Source organism: Sulfurirhabdus autotrophica, from assembly GCF_004346685.1.
GTDB lineage: Bacteria > Pseudomonadota > Gammaproteobacteria > Burkholderiales > SMCO01 > Sulfurirhabdus > Sulfurirhabdus autotrophica.
The window spans coordinates 44,886-64,103 of record NZ_SMCO01000001.1; the positions used below are offsets into that span (position 1 = coordinate 44,886).

The 19,218-nt window shown below is 45.5% G+C and carries 19 protein-coding genes; 5 read left to right on the forward strand and 14 right to left on the reverse strand.

The genetic code is table 11. The features are described 5' to 3' along the window. Together EDC63_RS00210 and EDC63_RS00215 are read left to right on the forward strand one after the other, a co-directional pair. Positions 1-765, forward strand: coding sequence for an MBL fold metallo-hydrolase (locus EDC63_RS00210; protein WP_124947940.1), 765 nt, complete (start codon positions 1-3; stop codon positions 763-765). Positions 766-849: 84 nt separating this feature from the next. Continuing rightward, on the forward strand, positions 850-1,518 hold the full coding sequence (locus tag EDC63_RS00215) for an ankyrin repeat domain-containing protein (protein ID WP_124947939.1): 669 nt from the start codon (positions 850-852) through the stop codon (positions 1,516-1,518). Positions 1,519-1,561: 43 nt separating this feature from the next. Here EDC63_RS00215 and EDC63_RS00220 read toward each other — a convergent pair whose 3' ends face one another. The 4 genes from EDC63_RS00220 to EDC63_RS00235 form a co-directional block, all read right to left on the reverse strand. Next, the gene (locus EDC63_RS00220; RefSeq protein WP_165922880.1) at positions 1,562-3,655 is read right to left on the reverse strand and encodes a sensor domain-containing diguanylate cyclase; all 2,094 of its coding nucleotides are present in this window, start codon (positions 3,653-3,655) and stop codon (positions 1,562-1,564) included. Between the two features lie 193 nt (positions 3,656-3,848). Further along, on the reverse strand, positions 3,849-5,567 hold the full coding sequence (gene ycaO / locus EDC63_RS00225; protein WP_124947937.1) for a 30S ribosomal protein S12 methylthiotransferase accessory factor YcaO: 1,719 nt from the start codon (positions 5,565-5,567) through the stop codon (positions 3,849-3,851). Positions 5,568-5,793: 226 nt separating this feature from the next. After that, on the reverse strand, positions 5,794-6,999 hold the full coding sequence (gene lplT, locus EDC63_RS00230; protein ID WP_124947936.1) for a lysophospholipid transporter LplT: 1,206 nt from the start codon (positions 6,997-6,999) through the stop codon (positions 5,794-5,796). Between the two features lie 114 nt (positions 7,000-7,113). Then, positions 7,114-7,656 (reverse strand): TM2 domain-containing protein, encoded by a 543-nt coding sequence (locus EDC63_RS00235; protein WP_124947935.1) that lies wholly within the window; start codon positions 7,654-7,656, stop codon positions 7,114-7,116. Positions 7,657-7,743: 87 nt separating this feature from the next. Between EDC63_RS00235 and EDC63_RS00240 the strand changes: the two genes are divergently transcribed. The 3 genes from EDC63_RS00240 (at position 7,744) to EDC63_RS00250 (ending at position 9,825) form a co-directional block, all read left to right on the forward strand. Next, positions 7,744-8,646: a selenium metabolism-associated LysR family transcriptional regulator gene (locus EDC63_RS00240; RefSeq protein WP_132920853.1), complete on the forward strand. Its 903-nt coding sequence runs from the start codon at positions 7,744-7,746 to the stop codon at positions 8,644-8,646. Positions 8,647-8,725: 79 nt separating this feature from the next. Then, a complete protein-coding gene (locus EDC63_RS00245) occupies positions 8,726-9,484 on the forward strand; it encodes a type 1 glutamine amidotransferase (protein ID WP_124947934.1) in 759 nt (252 codons plus the stop codon). Further along, entirely contained in the window at positions 9,481-9,825 is a 345-nt protein-coding gene (locus EDC63_RS00250) for a Crp/Fnr family transcriptional regulator (RefSeq protein ID WP_124947933.1), read from the forward strand. The genes EDC63_RS00245 and EDC63_RS00250 overlap by 4 nt, the downstream gene beginning before the upstream one ends. A 268-nt stretch (positions 9,826-10,093) precedes the next feature. Here the strand turns inward: EDC63_RS00250 and EDC63_RS00255 are convergent, their stop codons facing one another. The 10 genes from EDC63_RS00255 to EDC63_RS00300 all read right to left on the reverse strand — a co-directional run bounded on the left by EDC63_RS00255 (position 10,094) and on the right by EDC63_RS00300 (position 19,210). Further along, positions 10,094-10,375, reverse strand: coding sequence for a hypothetical protein (locus EDC63_RS00255; RefSeq protein WP_124947932.1), 282 nt, complete (start codon positions 10,373-10,375; stop codon positions 10,094-10,096). Beyond that, positions 10,368-10,580 (reverse strand): hypothetical protein, encoded by a 213-nt coding sequence (locus EDC63_RS00260; RefSeq protein ID WP_124947931.1) that lies wholly within the window; start codon positions 10,578-10,580, stop codon positions 10,368-10,370. Before EDC63_RS00260 ends, EDC63_RS00255 begins: the two co-directional genes overlap by 8 nt. Positions 10,581-10,666: 86 nt before the next feature. Continuing rightward, complete coding sequence (locus EDC63_RS00265; protein WP_124947930.1) at positions 10,667-11,305, reverse strand: hypothetical protein; 639 nt, start codon at positions 11,303-11,305, stop codon at positions 10,667-10,669. A 513-nt stretch (positions 11,306-11,818) separates the two neighbouring features. Further along, the gene (locus EDC63_RS00270) at positions 11,819-13,219 is read right to left on the reverse strand and encodes a PhoH family protein (RefSeq protein ID WP_124947929.1); all 1,401 of its coding nucleotides are present in this window, start codon (positions 13,217-13,219) and stop codon (positions 11,819-11,821) included. Positions 13,220-13,236: 17 nt separating this feature from the next. Next, a complete protein-coding gene (locus tag EDC63_RS00275; RefSeq protein ID WP_124947928.1) occupies positions 13,237-13,692 on the reverse strand; it encodes a peroxiredoxin in 456 nt (151 codons plus the stop codon). Between the two features lie 352 nt (positions 13,693-14,044). Continuing rightward, complete coding sequence (locus EDC63_RS00280; protein WP_124947927.1) at positions 14,045-14,953, reverse strand: 4-deoxy-4-formamido-L-arabinose-phosphoundecaprenol deformylase; 909 nt, start codon at positions 14,951-14,953, stop codon at positions 14,045-14,047. A 143-nt stretch (positions 14,954-15,096) separates the two neighbouring features. Continuing rightward, positions 15,097-16,140 (reverse strand): bifunctional UDP-4-keto-pentose/UDP-xylose synthase, encoded by a 1,044-nt coding sequence (locus EDC63_RS00285; RefSeq protein ID WP_124947926.1) that lies wholly within the window; start codon positions 16,138-16,140, stop codon positions 15,097-15,099. A 51-nt stretch (positions 16,141-16,191) separates the two neighbouring features. Next, complete coding sequence (locus tag EDC63_RS00290; RefSeq protein WP_124947925.1) at positions 16,192-17,118, reverse strand: formyltransferase; 927 nt, start codon at positions 17,116-17,118, stop codon at positions 16,192-16,194. Continuing rightward, positions 17,115-18,053, reverse strand: coding sequence for a glycosyltransferase (locus tag EDC63_RS00295; protein WP_124947924.1), 939 nt, complete (start codon positions 18,051-18,053; stop codon positions 17,115-17,117). Before EDC63_RS00295 ends, EDC63_RS00290 begins: the two co-directional genes overlap by 4 nt. 32 nt (positions 18,054-18,085) lie before the next feature. Beyond that, complete coding sequence (locus EDC63_RS00300; RefSeq protein ID WP_124947923.1) at positions 18,086-19,210, reverse strand: DegT/DnrJ/EryC1/StrS family aminotransferase; 1,125 nt, start codon at positions 19,208-19,210, stop codon at positions 18,086-18,088. Between the last annotated feature and the right edge of the window lie 8 nt (positions 19,211-19,218).

Below are 19,218 nucleotides of genomic sequence, written 5' to 3' on the forward strand. Positions count from 1 at the left end.
ATGGAAATTATTTTCCTTGGTACTGGTTCTAGTACTGGTACGCCAGTTATCGGTTGCAGTTGTCCTACTTGCCTTTCAAGTGACCCAAGGAATAAGCGAACGCGTTGCTCTGTTGCCATTAAAACGGATGCTGGGAAAGTGCTGCTAATTGATACCGGGCCGGATTTGCGTTTGCAAGCACTCAGGGAAGATATTCTTCGTGTAGATGGTGTGCTTTACACGCATACTCATGCAGATCATCTTAACGGTATTGATGATCTGCGTAATTTTTGTTTTTTACAGAAACAGCCAATTCCTGTATTTGGGAACGAGATCACGATTAACGATATTCGGCAGCGTTTTACCTACGCATTTGCTCCCCCTGGGCAGTATTGGGATAAACCGGTTCTGACATCTCAGGTAGTTGAATCGCCATTTATTTTGGAAGCCGTTCAGATAACGCCTATTCCAGTGATGCATGGGAAGTTGCCGATACTGGGTTATCGCATTGGTGATGTCGCGTATATTACAGATGTATCTGACATTCCGGATGCAAGTATGGCGCTACTAGATGGCCTGGAAGTGTTAATGCTGGATTGCCTGCATTTTCGTCCGCATCACACCCATATTCATTTTGATAAGTCAGTTGATTATGCGCGGCAAATTAATGCAAAACAAACCTATTTTATTCATATGACCCATCAGGTTGAATACGGTGAGGCAAGTAGTCTTCTACCGGAAAAAATGCACTTTGCCTTTGATGGTCATAGGGTTAATATCAACTAATTTATTGATACATATGTAACATGGTAAATAGTTTTTTAGAACAATAAGTGCCATAGTGCTGAACAAGGATTTCAAAGGCCCTAGATGAATAATACATTATCTAAATACCCATCAAAGTTTTTCAGGTTGTTTCTGCTATTTTCTTTTTTATCTTTTTTCACTTGTACGGTTTGGGCCGATACCTATGATGATTTGTTCACTGCAGTACGCTTGAATGATGTGGATACCGTTAAAGAGTTATTGCAAAAGGGAATGGATTCAAATGCATCAGATCAACAGGGAAACACCTTGTTGATGGTGGCGATCCGTGAGGATAGTAAAAAGGTAGTGGATCTGTTGCTTTCTATGGGTGCCAAGATTAATGTGCACAATCAGTATGGTGAAACGCCGTTGCTTGTGGCAGCTTATAGAGGGTCTTCTGGCATTGTGCGTATCCTTATTGAAAAAGGTGCGGAGGTAAATCCTTCAAGCGGCTGGCCACCTCTGGTTTATGCCTCTTTTAATGGGCACACAGATACGGCGAGGCTATTGCTGGATCAGGGGGCCAGAATTGATGCTGTCAGCGAGAATGGCACTACAGCGCTGATGGTTGCTGCAAAAGGGGGGCACATTGAGACAGTTCAACTGCTATTGCAGCGGTCAGCTAACCCTAACATCAAAAATGGCGCTGGTTTAACTGCGATTAATTTTGCATTGAAATCTGCTAACACCGATATAGCGGATATGATTAAGCGTGCGGGTGGGGTTGAGTAGAACTGCAAAGCAGTTCTACTATTTTGCTAACATCCCCGTGCCGTCAGGGTAAACAGGCCGGTTCTGCAATACGGTTACGCCCGGCATGTTTGGCCTGATATAAAGCTTGATCTGCTGTTTTTAAAACAGATTGCCAAGCATCTCCATTCTGAGGGAAGGAAGCAGCACCAATTGAGACAGTGACGCCTGCCAAAGCTTGCCCATTATGTTGAATGCTGAGTTTCTCAATGGCCATGCGCAGCATTTCAGCGCGCTGGCTAGTGTCTTTGAGATCTGCCCCCGGTAGAATAATGACAAATTCCTCTCCACCATATCGGCAGGGAATATCACACTTCCTGACAGTTTTGCGAAGCAGCTCTCCTACCGTACGCAATAGCGTATCACCCGCATCATGTCCGTACGTGTCGTTGTAATGCTTGAAATGGTCCACATCAAGCATCATGATGCCTATGTGGGATCCACGACGTAATGCGCGACGCTCTTCAATAATCAGCGTTTCTTCCATAAATCGTCTGTTATATAGCCCGGTTAATACATCTCGAGTTGCTTTGAACCTGAGCTTTTGTTGCTGTTTAGCACTTCGAAGGGCAATGGCGGCACGTTCTGCAATTGAATTTGCTAACCAGTGAAAGTATTCTTGCCGGTTTTTGTGTTCTAAAACATCTAACTCAGTGATATGTAGCGCCCCGAGTATCTCATTATGTGTGATTAACGGTATCCAGAGGCTCTTGGTTAGCCTGATGGGAAGTTGAGCAGCATTGGTTGCAGTATGTACTTCTACAGCAGGGTAAAGCCGGTTTTGAAGGATATTTTGGTAATCCTTTATTAATAGCGCATCTTCAATATTGTTTCCCCATTTAAGTAAGACGCCAGCCTTATTCGAACCTGTTTTTAATAATAATGCGCCTGAGCTCACAGGGAAAAAATATTTGGTACAAAGTGCTACTGCGCTAGCGACATCTGCATTACTTACGCAACTTTGTAGGGATTGGCTTAACTGGTCAAGGCGTTCTATATGGCGGGAATGCTCTTCCTGGATGGCCAATGACTGTTTGAGTGAATCGTAGTCTGATTGTCTGATTAAGCCTGAGTTTGACTCATTATTTTGCGGCATCGCTACTTTTGCGAAAAATAGACTGAAATACTGTCGCGTATAAGTTAAAAAGTTGTTCAAGCTTAAGTAAGTCTTTAACAGCAACAACCTATTGTTTTTTAGTCGAAGCAGCAACATGCTAATAAAAACAGCAAGTAATCCTGACATCCCTAATGAAGTCAAAATTACGCCGCCAAAAGCAAGATTATTATTGGTAGTTAGCGTGTTTGCTTCATTTTCTACAGTTTGCCCGACAATGAGCGTTAGCTCATGACTAGCCCCATGCACAGCTTTGGCTGTATACAGACGTGTGACTCCGTCTGGCGCTTTTAGCGCAGTGGCATTTTCATTTTTTAAGTTGATCAGCGCTTCAATGAATGAATTATCTTTATGCGTAATGCTGTTCCAGTTTGTCTGGGATGGGTAAGCTGCAACCAAGTTTCCATTATGATTAAGGATGGCAATTTGTATGTTCGATGGTAAACGAACCCCTGCAGGATGCAGAAATCTGTTTGCGCTAATCTGAGCAAGTACGGAACCTACTTTTTGTCCACTCGGGGCAATATTTGAAGCGCTTAAAAGAAGGCTATTATCAGTAAGGTACATTGAGCTGATTGATAGCGAGTTTGGAGCATTCAATGCTAATTGCTGTGCGATTTGTTCGGTTGATTGTTGCCAGGGTAACGCGCTGCATCGAATCAAGCCATCCGAACTGGCAAAAGCGAGGTTGTCATACTCAGGGAAGCTTTCTAATTGGCGAGAGAGCAGGGCATCGCAGTTCCATGTGCCATGGAGATCAGATACTGTTACACCCCCGAGCACTTTTAGCAAGTGTCTGCTTTCTGTTAGCAGGGTAGTCTGACGTTCGGCAATGGACTCTGCCAGGCTTGCCACTTCTACTTGAGTCTTGCCTAGTTGTTGTCTGGGCTCAGTGCTACCCTGCCACGCTGTTTTTGATAGCATTATTCCTGCAAACGCAAGAAATATCAGGGCAAGGATAGGATAATTGGTGACTTGATGGCTTATACTTGGAGACTTGCTCATGAACACGCTCATTCATCATATTACTTAAGTTGTGAGCATAAGTAATATTGGCTTAATTGACCAGTTACGCGTTGTTCATGAATCTGTGTTTAGAAATTCACAATTATCTTATTGATTATAAATAATTAATCATTTGTAATGAGGCGCCGAACAACATACCCAAAATACTCGATAGATTGTGGCGCCTTTCACCTCAAATTTTAGCTGAGAGTTTGTTATAGGCAGTCAGTAGTTGCTGGTGCATATTGCACCCTTCCATCGACATACCAGGTGAATGCAAACCGAAGAAGCGTTGCTCTTTGTTCAGTAATGCTTTTGCTTGCACGAGTACTTCTGCACCATATAGCTGTTGTAAGGCATGAGTAAATGGCGTTGCGTCTTCCAGGTTAAGCAGACTCTCTATGCAGCGATAAACACGCCGGCGGGGTTCTTTCAATTGTTCAAAATGACGAATCCAGTCGCAACCTTCACGGATTGATTCTTCATCACCGATTGCCAGAGCAAGCAGGGTTTTAAGTTCACCTACGCGCAACTCTTTCCATACTGAATCGGCATCCGGTGCAAGGCCGATCAGTCCGGCTACTGGGCGCTGGTCTGCAAGACCCAATTCGTTTAATGCGGCTAGCAAATCGGTGCATTCATCATCATCCAGATCGGTAAGGTGCAAAATGGGGGAGCGCAGATCATTACCAACGCTATTGTTTTCCCATTCCAGGTCATCTACCGGATAGATTTCTGACATGCCAGGCACGATAATTCGGCAAGCATAAACGCCCAGATGCGTAAAATCAGCAATGTAGATTTCTTTATTTTCGGCGTGAACACGTTCAACCAGCCAGGCATAATCTTCTTCGGTCGTAGTGCTGAAATTCCAGTCGCAAAACTCAAAATCAGGTGTATCACCCAGAAACTGCCAGCTGATAATGCCGCTGGAATCGACGAAGTGAATTTCCAGATTTTGTTGGTGGGCAATTTCATCCAGATCATGTCCCGGCTCTGGGAAGTCACCCAGTGCATCCAGGGCTCTGCCCTGGAGCAATTCAGTCAATGCGCGTTCTAATGCGATTTCAAACCGCGGGTGTGCACCAAAGCTGGAAAAGCATCCCTGGTCATTCGGGTTAAGCAGCGTCACGTTCATTACAGGGTATTGGCCGCCCAAAGAGGCATCTTTGACGAGAATACCAAAGCCAGCAGCGCGTAGCGCGCGAACACCGGCTTCAATACGGGGAAAACGTGCAATCACAGCTTCCGGTACATCCGGCAGGCAAATACCTTCAGCAATGATGCGGAACTTGATTTGACGTTCGAAAATTTCTGATAACGCCTGGGTGCGTGCTTCTTTCGGTGTATTGCCTGCAGACATGCCATTGCTGACGTATAGATTTCCGATAATATTCACCGGAAACCAAACCGTGGCACCGTCTCTCTCACGGGTGTAGGGGATAGCGCAAATGCCGCGATCTATATTGCCGGAATTCAGATCAACCAGCATTTCGGCGTCGATCGTACCTTCAGGGTTGTAAAATTGGTGTAATTCCGGTGTAAGCAACTCAGTTGGCCATTCGGTATTGTCACCCAGTTCAAACCACTGTTCTTGTGGATAATGGGTGTAATCGCGGTTCGCGATCTGTTCTCCCAGGTAATAGTGGGTCCAGAAGTAATTGCAGCTCAAACGTTCAAAGTATTCACCCAGTGCGCTTGCTAGCGCCGCTTGCTTTGTAGCCCCCTTGCCATTGGTAAACATCAAGGGGCAATCTTTGTCGCGTATATGTACCGACCAGATACCTTCCACAGGATTCAGCCATGAACATTCCTCTATGTGAAAACCCAGTGTTTCCAGTTTTTGACTCATTGAGCTGATGGAGGATTCAAGAGAGGCGTCTTTGCCTGCAATAAAACTTTCTGTTTGCATCTGGGTACCTGTTATGAAGCGTAATGGATAATTTGGAGGTTTGCCTGTTTCAGGCTTTATCAAAGCAAGTAACCAGACTCGAATTCTGAAAGAAAGAATGGAAATGATTGCTATGGCGTTGTGTTTATAGCAGATTTTACCACTAATGGGCCATAAAGCCGAATCAATTAGTGAGGGCGATTCAAATGGAAAATGGTATTAAAAGTCGAACAAATGCTGGAGAAAATTAGTGGCGATGCCGCTTATAGATAAGCCCCATCGTCAGGCTGATGAAGGTTCCGAATATAATCACGATCAAATTAATGTGCATATCAGCCTTAACCATCAGCATGTAACCACCCAACATAAGTAATATGCCTATGTTTTCATTAAAGTTTTGTATGGCAATGGAATGGCCTGCACCCATCAGCAGATGACCACGATGTTGAAGCAGAGCGTTGAGTGGTACCACAAAGAAACCACTCAGTGCACCAATCAGGAATAGCAATGCCCAGGCGATATACCATTTCGTAACGAAGATCATCGCTACAACCAGCATGCCCATAATAATGCCGGCTGGCAGGGCTTTTACAGCATTTTCAAGAGAAATATAGCGGGCTGCAAAAACCGCGCCAACCGCTATGCCAACCGCCACGATAATCGTCAGTAGCGGTGCATTTTCAGGCAGAAAATGCAGAACGGCTACCGCCCATACTAAGACTACCAGACGGAGTGTGGCACCGGCGCCCCAAAAAAGCGTTGTGACCGCAAGTGATACTTGCCCCTGAGGGTCACGCCATAGCAGGGTGAATGCATGCCAAAAATCATGCAAAATATAGAGTGGATTCTTTTTTGGCATACGATGGTCAATCGGTACATGGGGTATGCCCAGATTGATGATGGCAGCAATCACGTAAAGCAAGGTAATGGCCGCAATCGCAAATTGGGGAATATTGATTAAACCATCCAGATGCAGCAAATCAAGAAATGAATTCGCAATTGAAGGTGTTACAAAAAGTGTGCCCAGAACAGCGCCTAAAACAATAGCCGCTACAGTAGCACCTTCCATCCAGCTGTTGGCTATTACCAAGGCATCAGCTGGCAGATATTCTGTCAAAATGCCATATTTGGCAGGTGAGTATGCTGCAGCACCGATACCAACAATACCGTAAGCGTATAAAGGTGGCACGCCAAATAACATGGTTAAACAACCAATCAGCTTGATGGCATTACTGAGAAACATGACCCGCCCTTTGGGAATGGAGTCCGCAAAGGGACCAACAAAGGGGGCCAGCAGAATATAGGAAATGACAAAAAATTCCTGCAAGAGAGGCGTATGCCAATCAGGTGCACTCAATTCCTTAAGCAGCGCGATAGCGGCAAAAAGCAACGCATTATCGGCCAGAGCAGAAATAAATTGCGCGGTAAGAATCGTATAAAAGCCGCGGTTCATCGAAGAGTAAGGCTTATAAGTAGTAGATTAAGTTCTGTTTGTTTTATATGAGTCAAAATGAATGGCTCTTTGTGATTTATACCATGAAAAAGAAGCTTTCCACCATTTGTGCAATTAATCTTTTTTATTTTTGGCCTTAGCCAGTTCTTTCAGCATCGCTTCCTGTTGGGCAAAGGAGGGGACTCGTGAAGGTGAAGTGGCCTGTTCAGAAAGGTTTATAGGTGTGTGGCCGCCACGTTCCTGTTCTTTGGTCTTCAGGTAGTCATCAAGGCCATCGTCGGTATAGCGGCCTTTAAAGTCTTTGGGGGCCGCACTGCCTTGCTTGAGATATACCTGCATGCGTATCTGTTTGTTCAAGCTGGCGATCCGGTCTTCAATCCAACGGATGTCGTATAAGGCAAAGCCGATCTGACCTGCTAAAATAACCAAGGCAGGCAGTTTGTGGCCTATAATAAAAAGAGTGACTATCGTCAACGTCAGTATTCGATAAATCCATGCGGTACGGGCATCGTTCAAATAGGCTCGGTGCATCCCTGAAGGGAAGAGCAGTAGCCAACTGTTAGCTACCTTACGTTTCTTCATTAATTGTACTAATCTAAGATTTGCACTTTGCAACCCTTGACCTTCCAGATCAAGATTTTTCCACGCTTCATGCATAAACTCTATCCTTCTTACGGAAAATATGATTGAATGTTAGGCTTTCCGTATATATTAATTTAATAGCTTATCACAGTTGGTTAAACCATGGCAGACCGCCGAATTCAAGTATTTCATACAGTAGCGAAACAACTCAGCTTTACCAAGGCAGCTGAGTTGTTATTCATGACCCAGCCTGCGGTGACCTTCCAGGTGAAACAACTGGAAGAGCATTTCAATACCCGTCTGTTTGAGCGTACGCATGGCAAAATCACCTTGACCCATGCCGGGGAAGTTGCCCTGGAATACGCCGAAAAGATTCTGGAGCTTTCATCTGAAATGGAAACCCGTTTAGGAGAACTCACCGGGGAAATTAGCGGCAAACTAATGATTGGAGCAAGTACCACTATTGCTGAATATCTGTTGCCGCGTATTTTGGGTGAATTTAAAGAGAAATATCCGCAAGTAAAAGCCCATTTGACTGTGGCCAATTCTGAAACCATTGAAAACAAGGTGGCAGATCACACACTGGATCTTGGTTTGATAGAAGCGCAATCTCATCATCCGATTCTGAATACAGACTTGTGTTGCAATGACGAACTTGTGGTGATTTGCTCCCCTAATCATGAGTATGCAAAGTTTACATCGCTTACCGCGTTACAGCTTGCAGAGCAGCCTTATGTCAGCCGCGAATTGGGGTCTGGCACCCGTGAAGTTATCGATGATTATTTCCGAAATGCAGGTGTGAATCCCGATGATTTGAATATTGCCATGGAAATGGGCAGCCGCGAGGCAATCAAAGGTGCGGTAGAAGCCGGACTAGGTATTGCAATTGTTTCAATCTCAACGGTAGTAAAAGAATTGAAGCTAGGCGATCTGGTAGCTATTCCGCTGGAGCCAAAAATGACGCGTGCATTGTCTTTGGTCTACGCAAATGAAAAGTTCCGCTCAAAACTGATGCAGGCTTTTCTGGATTTCGTTAAAACAACCAAGCTGAATAGAGTTAAATGATCATTAAGTTAATTGCTCAACTGATCGTTTTCAGATCAGCAGTGGCAAACTTATTGCTTCGATGGAGTACAGCAAGGTTATGAAAAATTTTCTGGTTATACAGCATACATATGCAGAATTTCTAGGCCCGATTGAAAAACAATTGGAGTCTCGCGATATCGGGTTTTCTTATCAGCGTCCATTTACTGGTCAGGATATCCCTGGTAGCGCACTGCAATACGATTCGCTCTGGTTATTGGGTGGCGCTTTCCCCATCACGGATAAAGAATCATGCCCCTGGTTAGACGATGAAATCCGATTGATTGGTGTGTTTAAACATGCAAAACGTCCCATTGTAGGGATAGGGTTTGGCGGACTGTTGGTGGCTCAATACGAAGGGGGGGTGGCATCTGCCGAACCATTACATACAGCTTACTGGACTACAGCGCATAAGACAGAAGTGGGTAAGGATGATCCGCTTGCTAATGCGGTAGATGGTGTAAAAGTGCTTGTGATGTATAACGGCAAGGTAGATTTACCAAAAGGTATAGAACCCATTCTGGTTGATGATGAAGGCAATTGGCTGGCTATTCGCCCGGATGAACTCACTTATGGCATATTGTTCCGCCCTGAAATCAAACCCGGCATGATTGAAGACATGATCATGGAAGCGAACCGACCTTTACCAGAGCACATCGGTACACTGCTTGGTGAAGCCCGAATGAACTGGAACGATATGCAAGTTACGATGGGTAAAGTAGCTGTAGCACTGGTTTCAGCCCTTGATTTAATGAAAGAACGCCGCAAAATGCCAGTTTTCAGCTTAAACGTAGTCAGAACGGAAGATGAAAATTCATGAGCGATGATAAGAAATTATCCAAACTGTTTCGATCGCTACCAGATGCGCAGCGCCAGACATTACTGGCTTTTGCCGAGTTTCTTGCTGCCCGTGGCCAGGAAGGCGTAGTAAAAGAAATTCCGCAAGTGAATCCTATTCCGCGCCCTTCAGAAGAAAGTGTCATCAGGGCTATCAAGCGGCTACGTGCAACTTACCCAATGCTGGAGAGTGGCAAGTTATTAAATGAAACATCAAGTGCAATGACACAACATGCCATGCATGGCAAACCGGCGGTGGAAGTGATTGATCAGCTGGAAGTGGTATTTAAGTCCCACTATGAACGGTATTTAGGGGAGCAGTAAGCTTTTGTCGTAAAAAGTAGGGCGCTGCATATTGCGTTCATATCAAGCCAGGATAGACGTGATTCCACACGTTGTTGTGCGTGCACTGGCATTCAAATGGATTCGAATTCTCTTCCGAAATTGGCTGAACCGCACACCCCTATGATGAATCCGTTTACTTGAATTCGCTCAGGCGTCTTGGCCTCGCCGCTGCTTGATTCGAAGGGAGAGGCTGCAAAAATGACTTGACTGTCGACCTCAGGGCGTGGGTTGGCCACTCACTGGTACTCTATTTGGTTCCATCAAAAAATCCGCGTGGATAGGTGGAAACACAGTTAACGTGGGCATCTGCGCGTCGAGTTGGAGCATGGAAGGCACTGCCGTTTATTGGGCCAGTTAATGACAACAAGCGCGCGTTGTAGATGATTTCCCATAGTTGCGCTGCGGCATATTTATCATCCCAAACGACCTCTGTTCCATCTTCCAATCGGTCACCGTGCGCGTTTATTTGAGCAATGTTTCGCGCAAATTCAAGGCATGCGCGGCCTAGCACCTCTGCGTCTCTAGCCATTATATTTCCCTCCATATTCTAGCGTTTCGTCTCGAAAGCAGCCATTATCGTCAAGCAAAGAGGAATCAACCTCTTCGCATGACTCTTCAATTATTGTTCCGCCAAAACGCTCAATTGCTTCACGGGTGGCTCGCAGTGACCTAACGCTGTTGTGGTCGGTTTCAATGTCATACATTTCATACCGGTAGATATTCAACATTGCCATGACTTACTCCTATTGCAAACGGGGAATTGAATGGGCCAACGTAAAATTAAGGGGCGCGCTTTAACGCGTCCCTCTTAAATGAAGGGTTAGATTGCTGCTGCAAAAACGAACCCTGCAATTAGGAAGCTTAAGAAAAGCAATGCTTGTAGAAGAGCAAATAGTCCTTGCCATTGAAGCCCCTTGATAACTGGAAGGTACCCGACTTGAGGGTTATTCATGTGCTTTTTGAGCTGTCGATTGACAAGCCAAGCGACCCAACGGGGCAGTGGAATAAAGAATTCACTGAGTACCCGCTCAAGGCGGATGCCAGTTTCAAGCGTAATTCCCCATACACTAGCACTTTCCTTAATTTTCTTCTCTTCCTCTTGATGCTTTTCTAGATGCTCAGCGAATGTCTTGCGAACCGCTGCACCCGCGTCGATTTGGATTTCACACCGCAGTGCATACATTCTTGAAATAAGGCCAAACAGGCAGGAGACGCAAAGAAGGGCGCCACATGTGAGAAAGCCAGCTTGCGTTATGAAAGGTAGGAGCTTGTCTGCGTTTGTGATAAAGAACGCCGCGACAGTAGCTGTACCAACCAAGAGCCACGTTGAGAATTCCTTGATGGGCTTACTTGCTTTGAAGCCGGACTCGAACATCGACGACACGATCGCATTCTCTGCGTTCTGGCGTGCGAGGCGATTCCACTCTCGGAGTGACTCTGTTTTAGGATCGTTGGTCATGAGCAATCTAACGTAATATAGACGCCCTAAAGGTGTATTTTTCTATGGCATGAAGGTGTATAAAAAGTCGTTTCAATTTTTTCCTTTTTTTTCAATATGTTGAAATTTTCATGCCGTTTTATACACCCTAAACAGCATTTTTTTTCCACCATTCTGGTGTATAAAAATGCTGTCGTCAAAAATATAATGTTATTATTTAACAACTTGGTATTTTCTTGACTTTTTATACACCGCTTTTTAGTAAATTATTATGGATCGTCATTGTTCAGCCAAAGCTTATTGACCAGCTTAGGAGTAAAATCAGGCTCAAGCACTGTAGCTCGCGTTGAGTTAAATAAAATGAAGCCCAACGAAAACGAAGTCTGAAACGAAGTTTGAATTTGTGTTAAGGGATTGCAAAAAAATAGTCGAGAGTTGGCCTTGGCAGCCCAACGCAAGCTGTGAGCGGTATTTAGGGGAACAGTAATTTTCCGGCATAGAATGGCTGATCTATGCCGGAGTAATTGTTCGAACTTATAGCGCCTCAGCAGCATAATCCGCCAGTCTTGATCTTTCGCCACGCTGCAATGTGATATGCCCGTTGTGTTCCCAACCCTTAAAGCGATCTACTACATAAGTTAGCCCCGAACTGCCCTCGGTCAGGTAAGGTGTGTCAATTTGTGAAATATTGCCTAGACAGACAACTTTGGTACCCGGCCCAGCGCGAGTAATCAACGTTTTCATTTGTTTTGGCGTTAAGTTTTGTGCCTCATCAATAATCAGGTATTTGTTAAGAAAAGTGCGGCCGCGCATGAAGTTAAGGGATTTAACCTTGATGCGTGAACGGATTAAATCCTGGGTAGCAGCGCGCCCCCAGTCTCCGGCTTCATCATCAGTTTTGTTCAGTACATCCAGATTATCCTCAAGCGCTCCCATCCATGGGGTCATTTTTTCTTCTTCTGTACCCGGCAGAAAGCCGATGTCTTCACCGACAGGGACGGTTACACGGGTCATGATGATTTCGGAATAGAGTTTTAGCTCAAGCGTCTGCATAAGGCCTGCTGCCAGCGTGAGCAGGGTTTTCCCTGTGCCAGCCTGGCCTAATAACGTAACAAAATCGATGTCAGGATTCATCAGGACATTCAGCGCAAAGTTTTGTTCTCGGTTGCGTGCTGTGACTCCCCATACGGCATTTTTCTGGTGGCCATATTCTTTGACGGTTTCCAGGACGGCGGTGTTACCTTTTACCTCTTTTACTATTGCGTAGAAAGGTTTTTCGTTTTCCTGGAAGAGGAACTCATTGATCAACATGCTGTTGCAAAGGGGGCCCTTGATACGATAATAGGTATGGCCTGCATTTTGCCAGGACTCCATGCCTTTTCCATGTTTGTCCCAGAAATCGGCTGATAGCTCTCTCACGCCTGCATAAAGCAGATCAGTGTCTTCCAGTACTTTGTCGTTAAAGTAATCCTCTGCGGCAACACCTAAAGCACGCGCTTTAATGCGCATATTGATGTCTTTACTGACCAGAATGACCTGGCGTTTTGGCTGGAGTCGCTGAAGATGCAGAACAAGGCCCAGAATCTGGTTGTCTACTTTGCTGCTGGGCAAGGTGTTGGGTAATTCGCCTTGCACGGCTGTAGTCTGCAGGAATAGTCTTCCTGTTGCACTTTTGTGGCTATGCGTAGCCAGTGGTATGCCTTGTTCTATGGCTAATTCAGATTCACTGACAATCTCATCCAGAAAGCGGCTTGCCTGTCGGGCATTTCGCGCAACTTCAGACATCCCCTTTTTGTTGTGGTCCAATTCTTCCAGAGTGGCCATGGGTACAAAAATGTCGTGTTCCTGAAAGCGGTATATGCTGGTAGGGTCGTGCATCAGCACGTTGGTGTCCAGTACGAATAATTTGTTTTTTACACTGGAGGCTCGCGCCATATTGGTTTCCTCTTATTTTATTTTGATTTAATGTAGGCCAGAATATCATCGACGTGCCCCGGCACTTTTACACCACGCCATTCTTTTGCAATTTTTCCGTCGGCATCAATTACAAATGTGCTGCGCTCTATACCTCTAACCTGTTTGCCATACAGGTTTTTCATTTTGATGACATTGAACATTGAGCAGGCCTTTTCTTCGCTGTCAGATAATAATTCGTAAGGCAGTGTGAATTTAGCTTTGAAGTTTTCGTGTGATTTAAGACTATCGCGAGAAATGCCATAAACCTCAAAACCCAGTGAGGTGAGTTCGTTATAGGCATCTCTGAACTGGATAGCTTCTGTCGTGCAGCCCGGGGTGTTGTCTTTTGGGTAAAAGTAGAGGACAAGAGGCTTGCCTCTTGCGGCAGATAAGCTGAAAGTTTTACCGCTGGTTGCGGGTAATTCCAAGTCGGATTCTGGTTGATTCGTCATGGTGTGGCAGGCATCCTTGCGATGTTGAACACACTACCATTGTTGATCAAAAACTATTTCAATTGCAAGCAATTGTATGCGAAATCATTATTCCCGAAACCATTAAATCTGGAAACCTCAGTTAACCGCTAAACTTAACATTTAACTAAATAATTCTAATAGAACGTTTATTTATTCCTTGGTTCATCCGGTTGGTGCGACCGCTATGGGTTGGATTGCACAGTTTTCGCATCTCAGGGCGGCGTTGTAACTCCTTGAAATGGAATGACCATTCTGCATCATTGCGCCTTGCTCTGCGCTCCAAAAACAGCACACTCCAACTCATTCAACTAAGGTTTCCAGGTTAAAAGTGTTATGCCAGGAAGGGGTTTCCTTGAAGTGCCAGCGTACCAGACCTGCCCGGAATTTCTCCCATGATGAATTCATGGTGTGGAAGGTTGCTTTTATCCAGCGAGTCGAAATACTCTTGCATAGAGACCAGCTCGTATCCTTGCTGCTTCCAGCCTTCAAGCAATTCTTCAAAGACGCCGGCTAATTTCATACCTTCCAGTTCAGCATGAAGGGTATACACGTGTCCTGTTGGAGGTGGGGTCTCAGTCAAACTTAGTACGTGCGTTGCAACATTCTCTGCTGTTATGTGGTCAACGCCGATCAACTCGTCCAGTGTTGGCAGGGTTGTTGGCAGTTGGGGGCAGGCGATGATTTCCGCATTGTAAATGGGGATAAAAGGGTGGGTGCCTCTGCCATCACTGCAATAGGTAAAACCAAGGTGCTGTTCTTGGCGGAGCGCATGAACGTTCATTTGCCAACCGGCGGCACCATGGGTCTTGGCAGGTTCACCAAAAATTTTCTGAAAACGGTCATAGGCCAGCTGCATCTGCTTTTGCGTCCATGCGGCATCTTTATTGACGACATAATCCTGCCATTTGATATGGTCGTAACAATGGATACCCACTTCAAAGCCATGATCTTTTACTGAACGCATGATATCGCCACAACGTTTACCGATATCCGGTCCTGGCAATAAGGTGCCGTACATGAGGGTTTTAAGGCCGTAGTGCTCTACTACCGAAGTGCGGGAAACCTTCTTCATGAAGCCGGGGCGAAACACGCGTTTGATTGCGCGACCGGTATGATCCGGCCCCAGGCTGAACAGGAATGTGGCATGGGCGTTGTGTTTTTTCAGTAATTCAACAAGGCGTGGTACACCTTCTTTTGTGCCTCGCAGAGTATCAACGTCAATTTTAAGGGCTAATTTCATGGGTTTTTGGCTGCAAGTTACTTAGAGTGGCTGAGTAGTTAAATAAAAAATTGGCAGGCATGTTTTGCATGTCTGCCAATTTTAATTCATAAATAGCCTGGGGCTAGTATTACTGTTGCGTTACATTCTGTAATGCCTGAAAACTATTCCACCAATTTGCGCGCTTCACCTACCTGGTTGCGGTAGGAGTCAAAAATGCCTTTAAGCGCTTGTTCCATGGTGAATTCCGGCTTCCAGTTCAGGTCTTTCATGGTGTTTTCGATTTTTGGAACGCGATTTTGCACGTCCTGATAACCTTTGCCATAGTAATCAGCTGAGGTGGTTTCCACAGTGTTGACCTTTACTGCCGATTCTTTGTACTCAGGGTAGGTTAATGCCAGATCCAGCATCATTTTTGCCAGCTCTTTCACAGAGAAATTGTTTGCAGGGTTACCAATGTTGTAAATCTGGCCGCTTGCTACACCATCTTTGTTTTCAATGATTTTCATCAAGGCTGAAATGCCATCTTCGATGTAAGTGAAAGCGCGTTTTTGTGATCCACCGTCAACCAGTTTAATGTCCTCGCCACGTACAATGTGACCCAGGAATTGGGTGATCACGCGTGAGCTGCCTTCTTTTGTAGTGTAGATGCTGTCCAGTCCGGCGCCAATCCAGTTGAATGGGCGAAACAGGGTGAAATCCAGAACCCCTTGCATACCGTAAGCCCAGATAACACGATCCATCAGCTGCTTGCTGCAAGAATAAATCCAGCGTGGTTTGTTAATGGGGCCTAAAACCAGATCCGAATTATCCGGATCAAATTCCGCATCGCCGCACATTCCATAAACTTCAGATGTAGAAGGGAACAGGATGCGCTTGTTGTATTTAACGCAATGACGGACGATAGGTAAATTGGCTTCGAAATCCAGCTCAAATACTTTCAGGGGTTCTTTAACGTAGGTAGCCGGAGTAGCGATTGCAACCAGCGGCAGTACAACGTCACATTTGCGAACATGGTACTCAATCCACTCTTTATTGATGGTGATATCACCTTCAAAGAAATGAAAGCGCGGATTGGTCATTAGTTCGGTGACACGGTCACTCATCATGTCCATACCATAGACTTCCCAGTCGGTCGTTTCCATGATGCGCTTGCTTAAGTGGTGACCGATAAATCCGTTTACACCTAGAATCAGAACTTTTTTCATTACGCTTTCCTTCCGGACAACTTGTTGTTCAAAATTAAATTAATTACCCAATTAACTACCTAATGACTGCGGTGTTGCACCAAATTGTGCAATAAAGCTGGCGGCGTTTTGGGGTTCCCCATCAATCTCAAAATCAAGAATGCGTAAAACGCTGCCGTTTCCGCACTCAGCAAAGCATTTTTCACCCACACAGTAGAAAAACGGCACTGTGTGCTGCGCATTCTGCTGTGGCACTACCATGCTGCGCAAGATGCGCATCGGTTTTCCTGACAGGGTGGTGTAGGCGCCGGGGTAGGGCGGCGCAACAGCACGTATCAGATTGTGGATGGTAGTCGCATCATTAAACCAGTCGATTTTACCATCTTCCGCGCGTCTCCCGCTAAAATATGCACCCTTACTCAAATCTTGCTGGGTAGATTTGGCTGTACCCCTTATTAAATCAGGCAAACAACGGTTAAGAGCGATTTCTGCCGCACAGGTAACCTTGTGAAAAACTTCCATCGCCGTATCGTTTGGGAGAATAGGAATAGCTTGCTGGTCTACAATTGCACCGTTGTCAGGTTTTTCGGTCATGTAATGCAGGGTTGAACCGGTTTCGGTTTCCCCTTTGATAATTGCCCAGTTAACCGGTACGCGCCCACGGTATTTAGGCAGCAATGAGCCATGCATGTTAAGCGCGCCCAATTTCGGGATGTTTAATATGTCTGCTTTCAACATGTTTCTGTAATAAAAAGAAAACAGAAAGTCAGGTTTTAAGGCTGAAATTCGATTGATTGTTTCAGGCAGGTTGGGATCATCCGGCGTTATGACGGGGATATCATGTTCTTTTGCAAGCTTCGCAACACTGTCAAACCAGATATTTTCATCGGGGTTGTCAGTATGACTCACCACCAGTGAAATTTTTACACCATGGGCCAATAACACTGCCAGGCAGCGAACGCCTACATTGTGATAAGCAAAAACAACGGCACTGGTCATTCTGTTTTTTCCAGTATGGCTTCAACCAGATATCTTGGCCTGTGCCTTACCTGCTGGTAAACACGCCCTACATATTCACCCAGCAAGCCAATGCCGAATAAGATAATACCCATGAGTAAAAAGGTAATGGCAAATAACGTAAATACGCCTTCAGCTTCCGGACCAATTATTAGTCGGCGAATAACCAGAAAGACAACAAAAAACGCTGACAGAATAGAGATGATGATGCCAAAGAAAGAAAATAGTTGCAGGGGAACCAGAGAAAAACCCGTCATCAGGTCGAAGTTGAGTCGAATCAGGCTGTAGAGGGAATATTTGGATTCTCCCTCTGCGCGTTCTTCATGCTCCACAACCACTTCAGCTGGATTTTTGGCAAAAGTGTAAGCAAGGGCTGGAATAAAGGTATTCACTTCCTTGCAACTGTTGATGGCATCGATAATATTCCGGTCATAGGCGCGCAACATGCAACCTTGATCAGTCATTTTGATACGGGTAATCCGTTCGCGCAGCGAGTTCATGGCTTTAGAAGCCACATGACGCCACCGGCTATCCTGACGCTGGTTCCGGATGCTGCCAATATAATCATAGCCTTCATCCATTTTTGCGAGCAGTTTGCCAATTTCCTCTGGAGGATTTTGCAAATCCGCATCCAGCGTAACGACACGTTTCCCTTTGCTTTGCTCGAAGCCGGCCATGATCGCCATGTGCTGGCCAAAATTACCGTTAAACAGGATGACACGGGTGACATCCGGCCGCGCTTGAAACTGCTCACGAAGGATAGCAGGAGAGCGGTCACGGCTACCGTCATTGATAAATATGATTTCGTAACTGATATTAAGCTGGTCAAGTGCAGGATATAGTCTGGAAAACAAAGTCGCCAGACCTTCTTCTTCATTGTAAACCGGGATAATGACTGATAGTTCGGGTGTATTCATAAAGGCATTTTACCGTGTTGGGACGCTGATCCTCATTTTTTTGAGTGCGTAATGATCTCTTTTATAGCAGCACAGACGCGCTCTACATCTTCAAATGTCATGGTTGGGAACAATGGAAGTGTGACTGTTTCATTCCCGATTCGTTCGGCGTGCGGGTAATCGCCTTCCTTAAAACCCATGCTCCGGTATAAACTGAAAAGATGAATAGGGGGATAGTGTACGCCTGCAGCTATTTCTCGCTGCTTCATCTGTTCAATGAATTCGCCACGACTGATAGTGAGCTTGTCTAGTGGCAGCAAAATCTGGAACATGTGCCAGTTGCCATTGCTATATTCTTCAACAGGAAGTTCGCAACCCAGGCTTCTGTCAAATTGGGCGAAGTAGTGTTTTACCAGTTCACGTCTGCGTGCATTAAAGCTATCTACCTGTGGCAATTGGCCAAGTCCAATGCGTGCGGCAATATCCGTCAGGTTTGATTTCCCACCTGCAATATCCACTTCCATAGTGCCATCAGGCGATCTCACTACCCCTTGCAAACGCAATTTTTCTGTCAGGGGGATTTGCGCATCGCTCGACAGTACCAGGCATCCCCCTTCTCCGGTGGTCATGTTTTTGTTTGCGTGAAAACTGAACGAGATCAAATCACCAAATGAACCGATTTTTTTGCCTTGCCATGTTGAACCCATGGATTGGGCTGCATCTTCGATAACACGTAAATTGTGTTTATGTGCGATGGCATACAAGCGATCCCGATCCACCGGCAGCCCTGCTAAATCAACCGGGATAATGGCTTTGGTATTGGGTGTGATCGCCGATTCAATGAGAGTTAAATCAATGTTGCGCGTGACAGGATCAACGTCGACAAAAACAGGTTTGGCTCCCACATGCAGAATAACGTTCGCAGTGGCAACCCAGGACAGCGGGGTGGTGATGACTTCATCCCCGGGGCCTATGCCACATAATTGCAATGCCACTTCTAAAGTCGCAGTACCTGAACTGAAAGCGCGTACGGTTCGACCGCCGAAATAGTCCGACAATGCAGCTTCAAAGTCTTTGACTTTGGGACCGCTGGTTATCCAGCCAGAGCGCAGGACATCGACAACACCCTGAATGGTTTCTTCATCAATGGTCGGGCGTGTAAAAGGTAAGTAACTCATAACAGTTT

What these genes read in the sequence shown, in the direction of transcription:
- EDC63_RS00265 (WP_124947930.1), bottom strand. Translation starts at nt 11,305, where the DNA reads ATGACCAACGATCCTAAAACAGAGTCACTCCGAGAGTGGAATCGCCTC.
- EDC63_RS00255 (WP_124947932.1), bottom strand. Translation starts at nt 10,375, where the DNA reads ATGGCTAGAGACGCAGAGGTGCTAGGCCGCGCATGCCTTGAATTTGCG.
- EDC63_RS00290 (WP_124947925.1), bottom strand. Translation starts at nt 17,118, where the DNA reads ATGACCAGTGCCGTTGTTTTTGCTTATCACAATGTAGGCGTTCGCTGC.
- EDC63_RS00240 (WP_132920853.1), top strand. Translation starts at nt 7,744, where the DNA reads ATGGCAGACCGCCGAATTCAAGTATTTCATACAGTAGCGAAACAACTC.
- EDC63_RS00235 (WP_124947935.1), bottom strand. Translation starts at nt 7,656, where the DNA reads ATGCATGAAGCGTGGAAAAATCTTGATCTGGAAGGTCAAGGGTTGCAA.
- EDC63_RS00280 (WP_124947927.1), bottom strand. Translation starts at nt 14,953, where the DNA reads ATGAAATTAGCCCTTAAAATTGACGTTGATACTCTGCGAGGCACAAAA.
- EDC63_RS00245 (WP_124947934.1), top strand. Translation starts at nt 8,726, where the DNA reads ATGAAAAATTTTCTGGTTATACAGCATACATATGCAGAATTTCTAGGC.
- EDC63_RS00260 (WP_124947931.1), bottom strand. Translation starts at nt 10,580, where the DNA reads ATGGCAATGTTGAATATCTACCGGTATGAAATGTATGACATTGAAACC.
- lplT (WP_124947936.1), bottom strand. Translation starts at nt 6,999, where the DNA reads ATGAACCGCGGCTTTTATACGATTCTTACCGCGCAATTTATTTCTGCT.
- EDC63_RS00215 (WP_124947939.1), top strand. Translation starts at nt 850, where the DNA reads ATGAATAATACATTATCTAAATACCCATCAAAGTTTTTCAGGTTGTTT.
- EDC63_RS00285 (WP_124947926.1), bottom strand. Translation starts at nt 16,140, where the DNA reads ATGAAAAAAGTTCTGATTCTAGGTGTAAACGGATTTATCGGTCACCAC.
- EDC63_RS00300 (WP_124947923.1), bottom strand. Translation starts at nt 19,210, where the DNA reads ATGAGTTACTTACCTTTTACACGCCCGACCATTGATGAAGAAACCATT.
- ycaO (WP_124947937.1), bottom strand. Translation starts at nt 5,567, where the DNA reads ATGCAAACAGAAAGTTTTATTGCAGGCAAAGACGCCTCTCTTGAATCC.
- EDC63_RS00270 (WP_124947929.1), bottom strand. Translation starts at nt 13,219, where the DNA reads ATGGCGCGAGCCTCCAGTGTAAAAAACAAATTATTCGTACTGGACACC.
- EDC63_RS00275 (WP_124947928.1), bottom strand. Translation starts at nt 13,692, where the DNA reads ATGACGAATCAACCAGAATCCGACTTGGAATTACCCGCAACCAGCGGT.
- EDC63_RS00295 (WP_124947924.1), bottom strand. Translation starts at nt 18,053, where the DNA reads ATGAATACACCCGAACTATCAGTCATTATCCCGGTTTACAATGAAGAA.
- EDC63_RS00220 (WP_165922880.1), bottom strand. Translation starts at nt 3,655, where the DNA reads ATGAGCAAGTCTCCAAGTATAAGCCATCAAGTCACCAATTATCCTATC.
- EDC63_RS00250 (WP_124947933.1), top strand. Translation starts at nt 9,481, where the DNA reads ATGAGCGATGATAAGAAATTATCCAAACTGTTTCGATCGCTACCAGAT.
- EDC63_RS00210 (WP_124947940.1), top strand. Translation starts at nt 1, where the DNA reads ATGGAAATTATTTTCCTTGGTACTGGTTCTAGTACTGGTACGCCAGTT.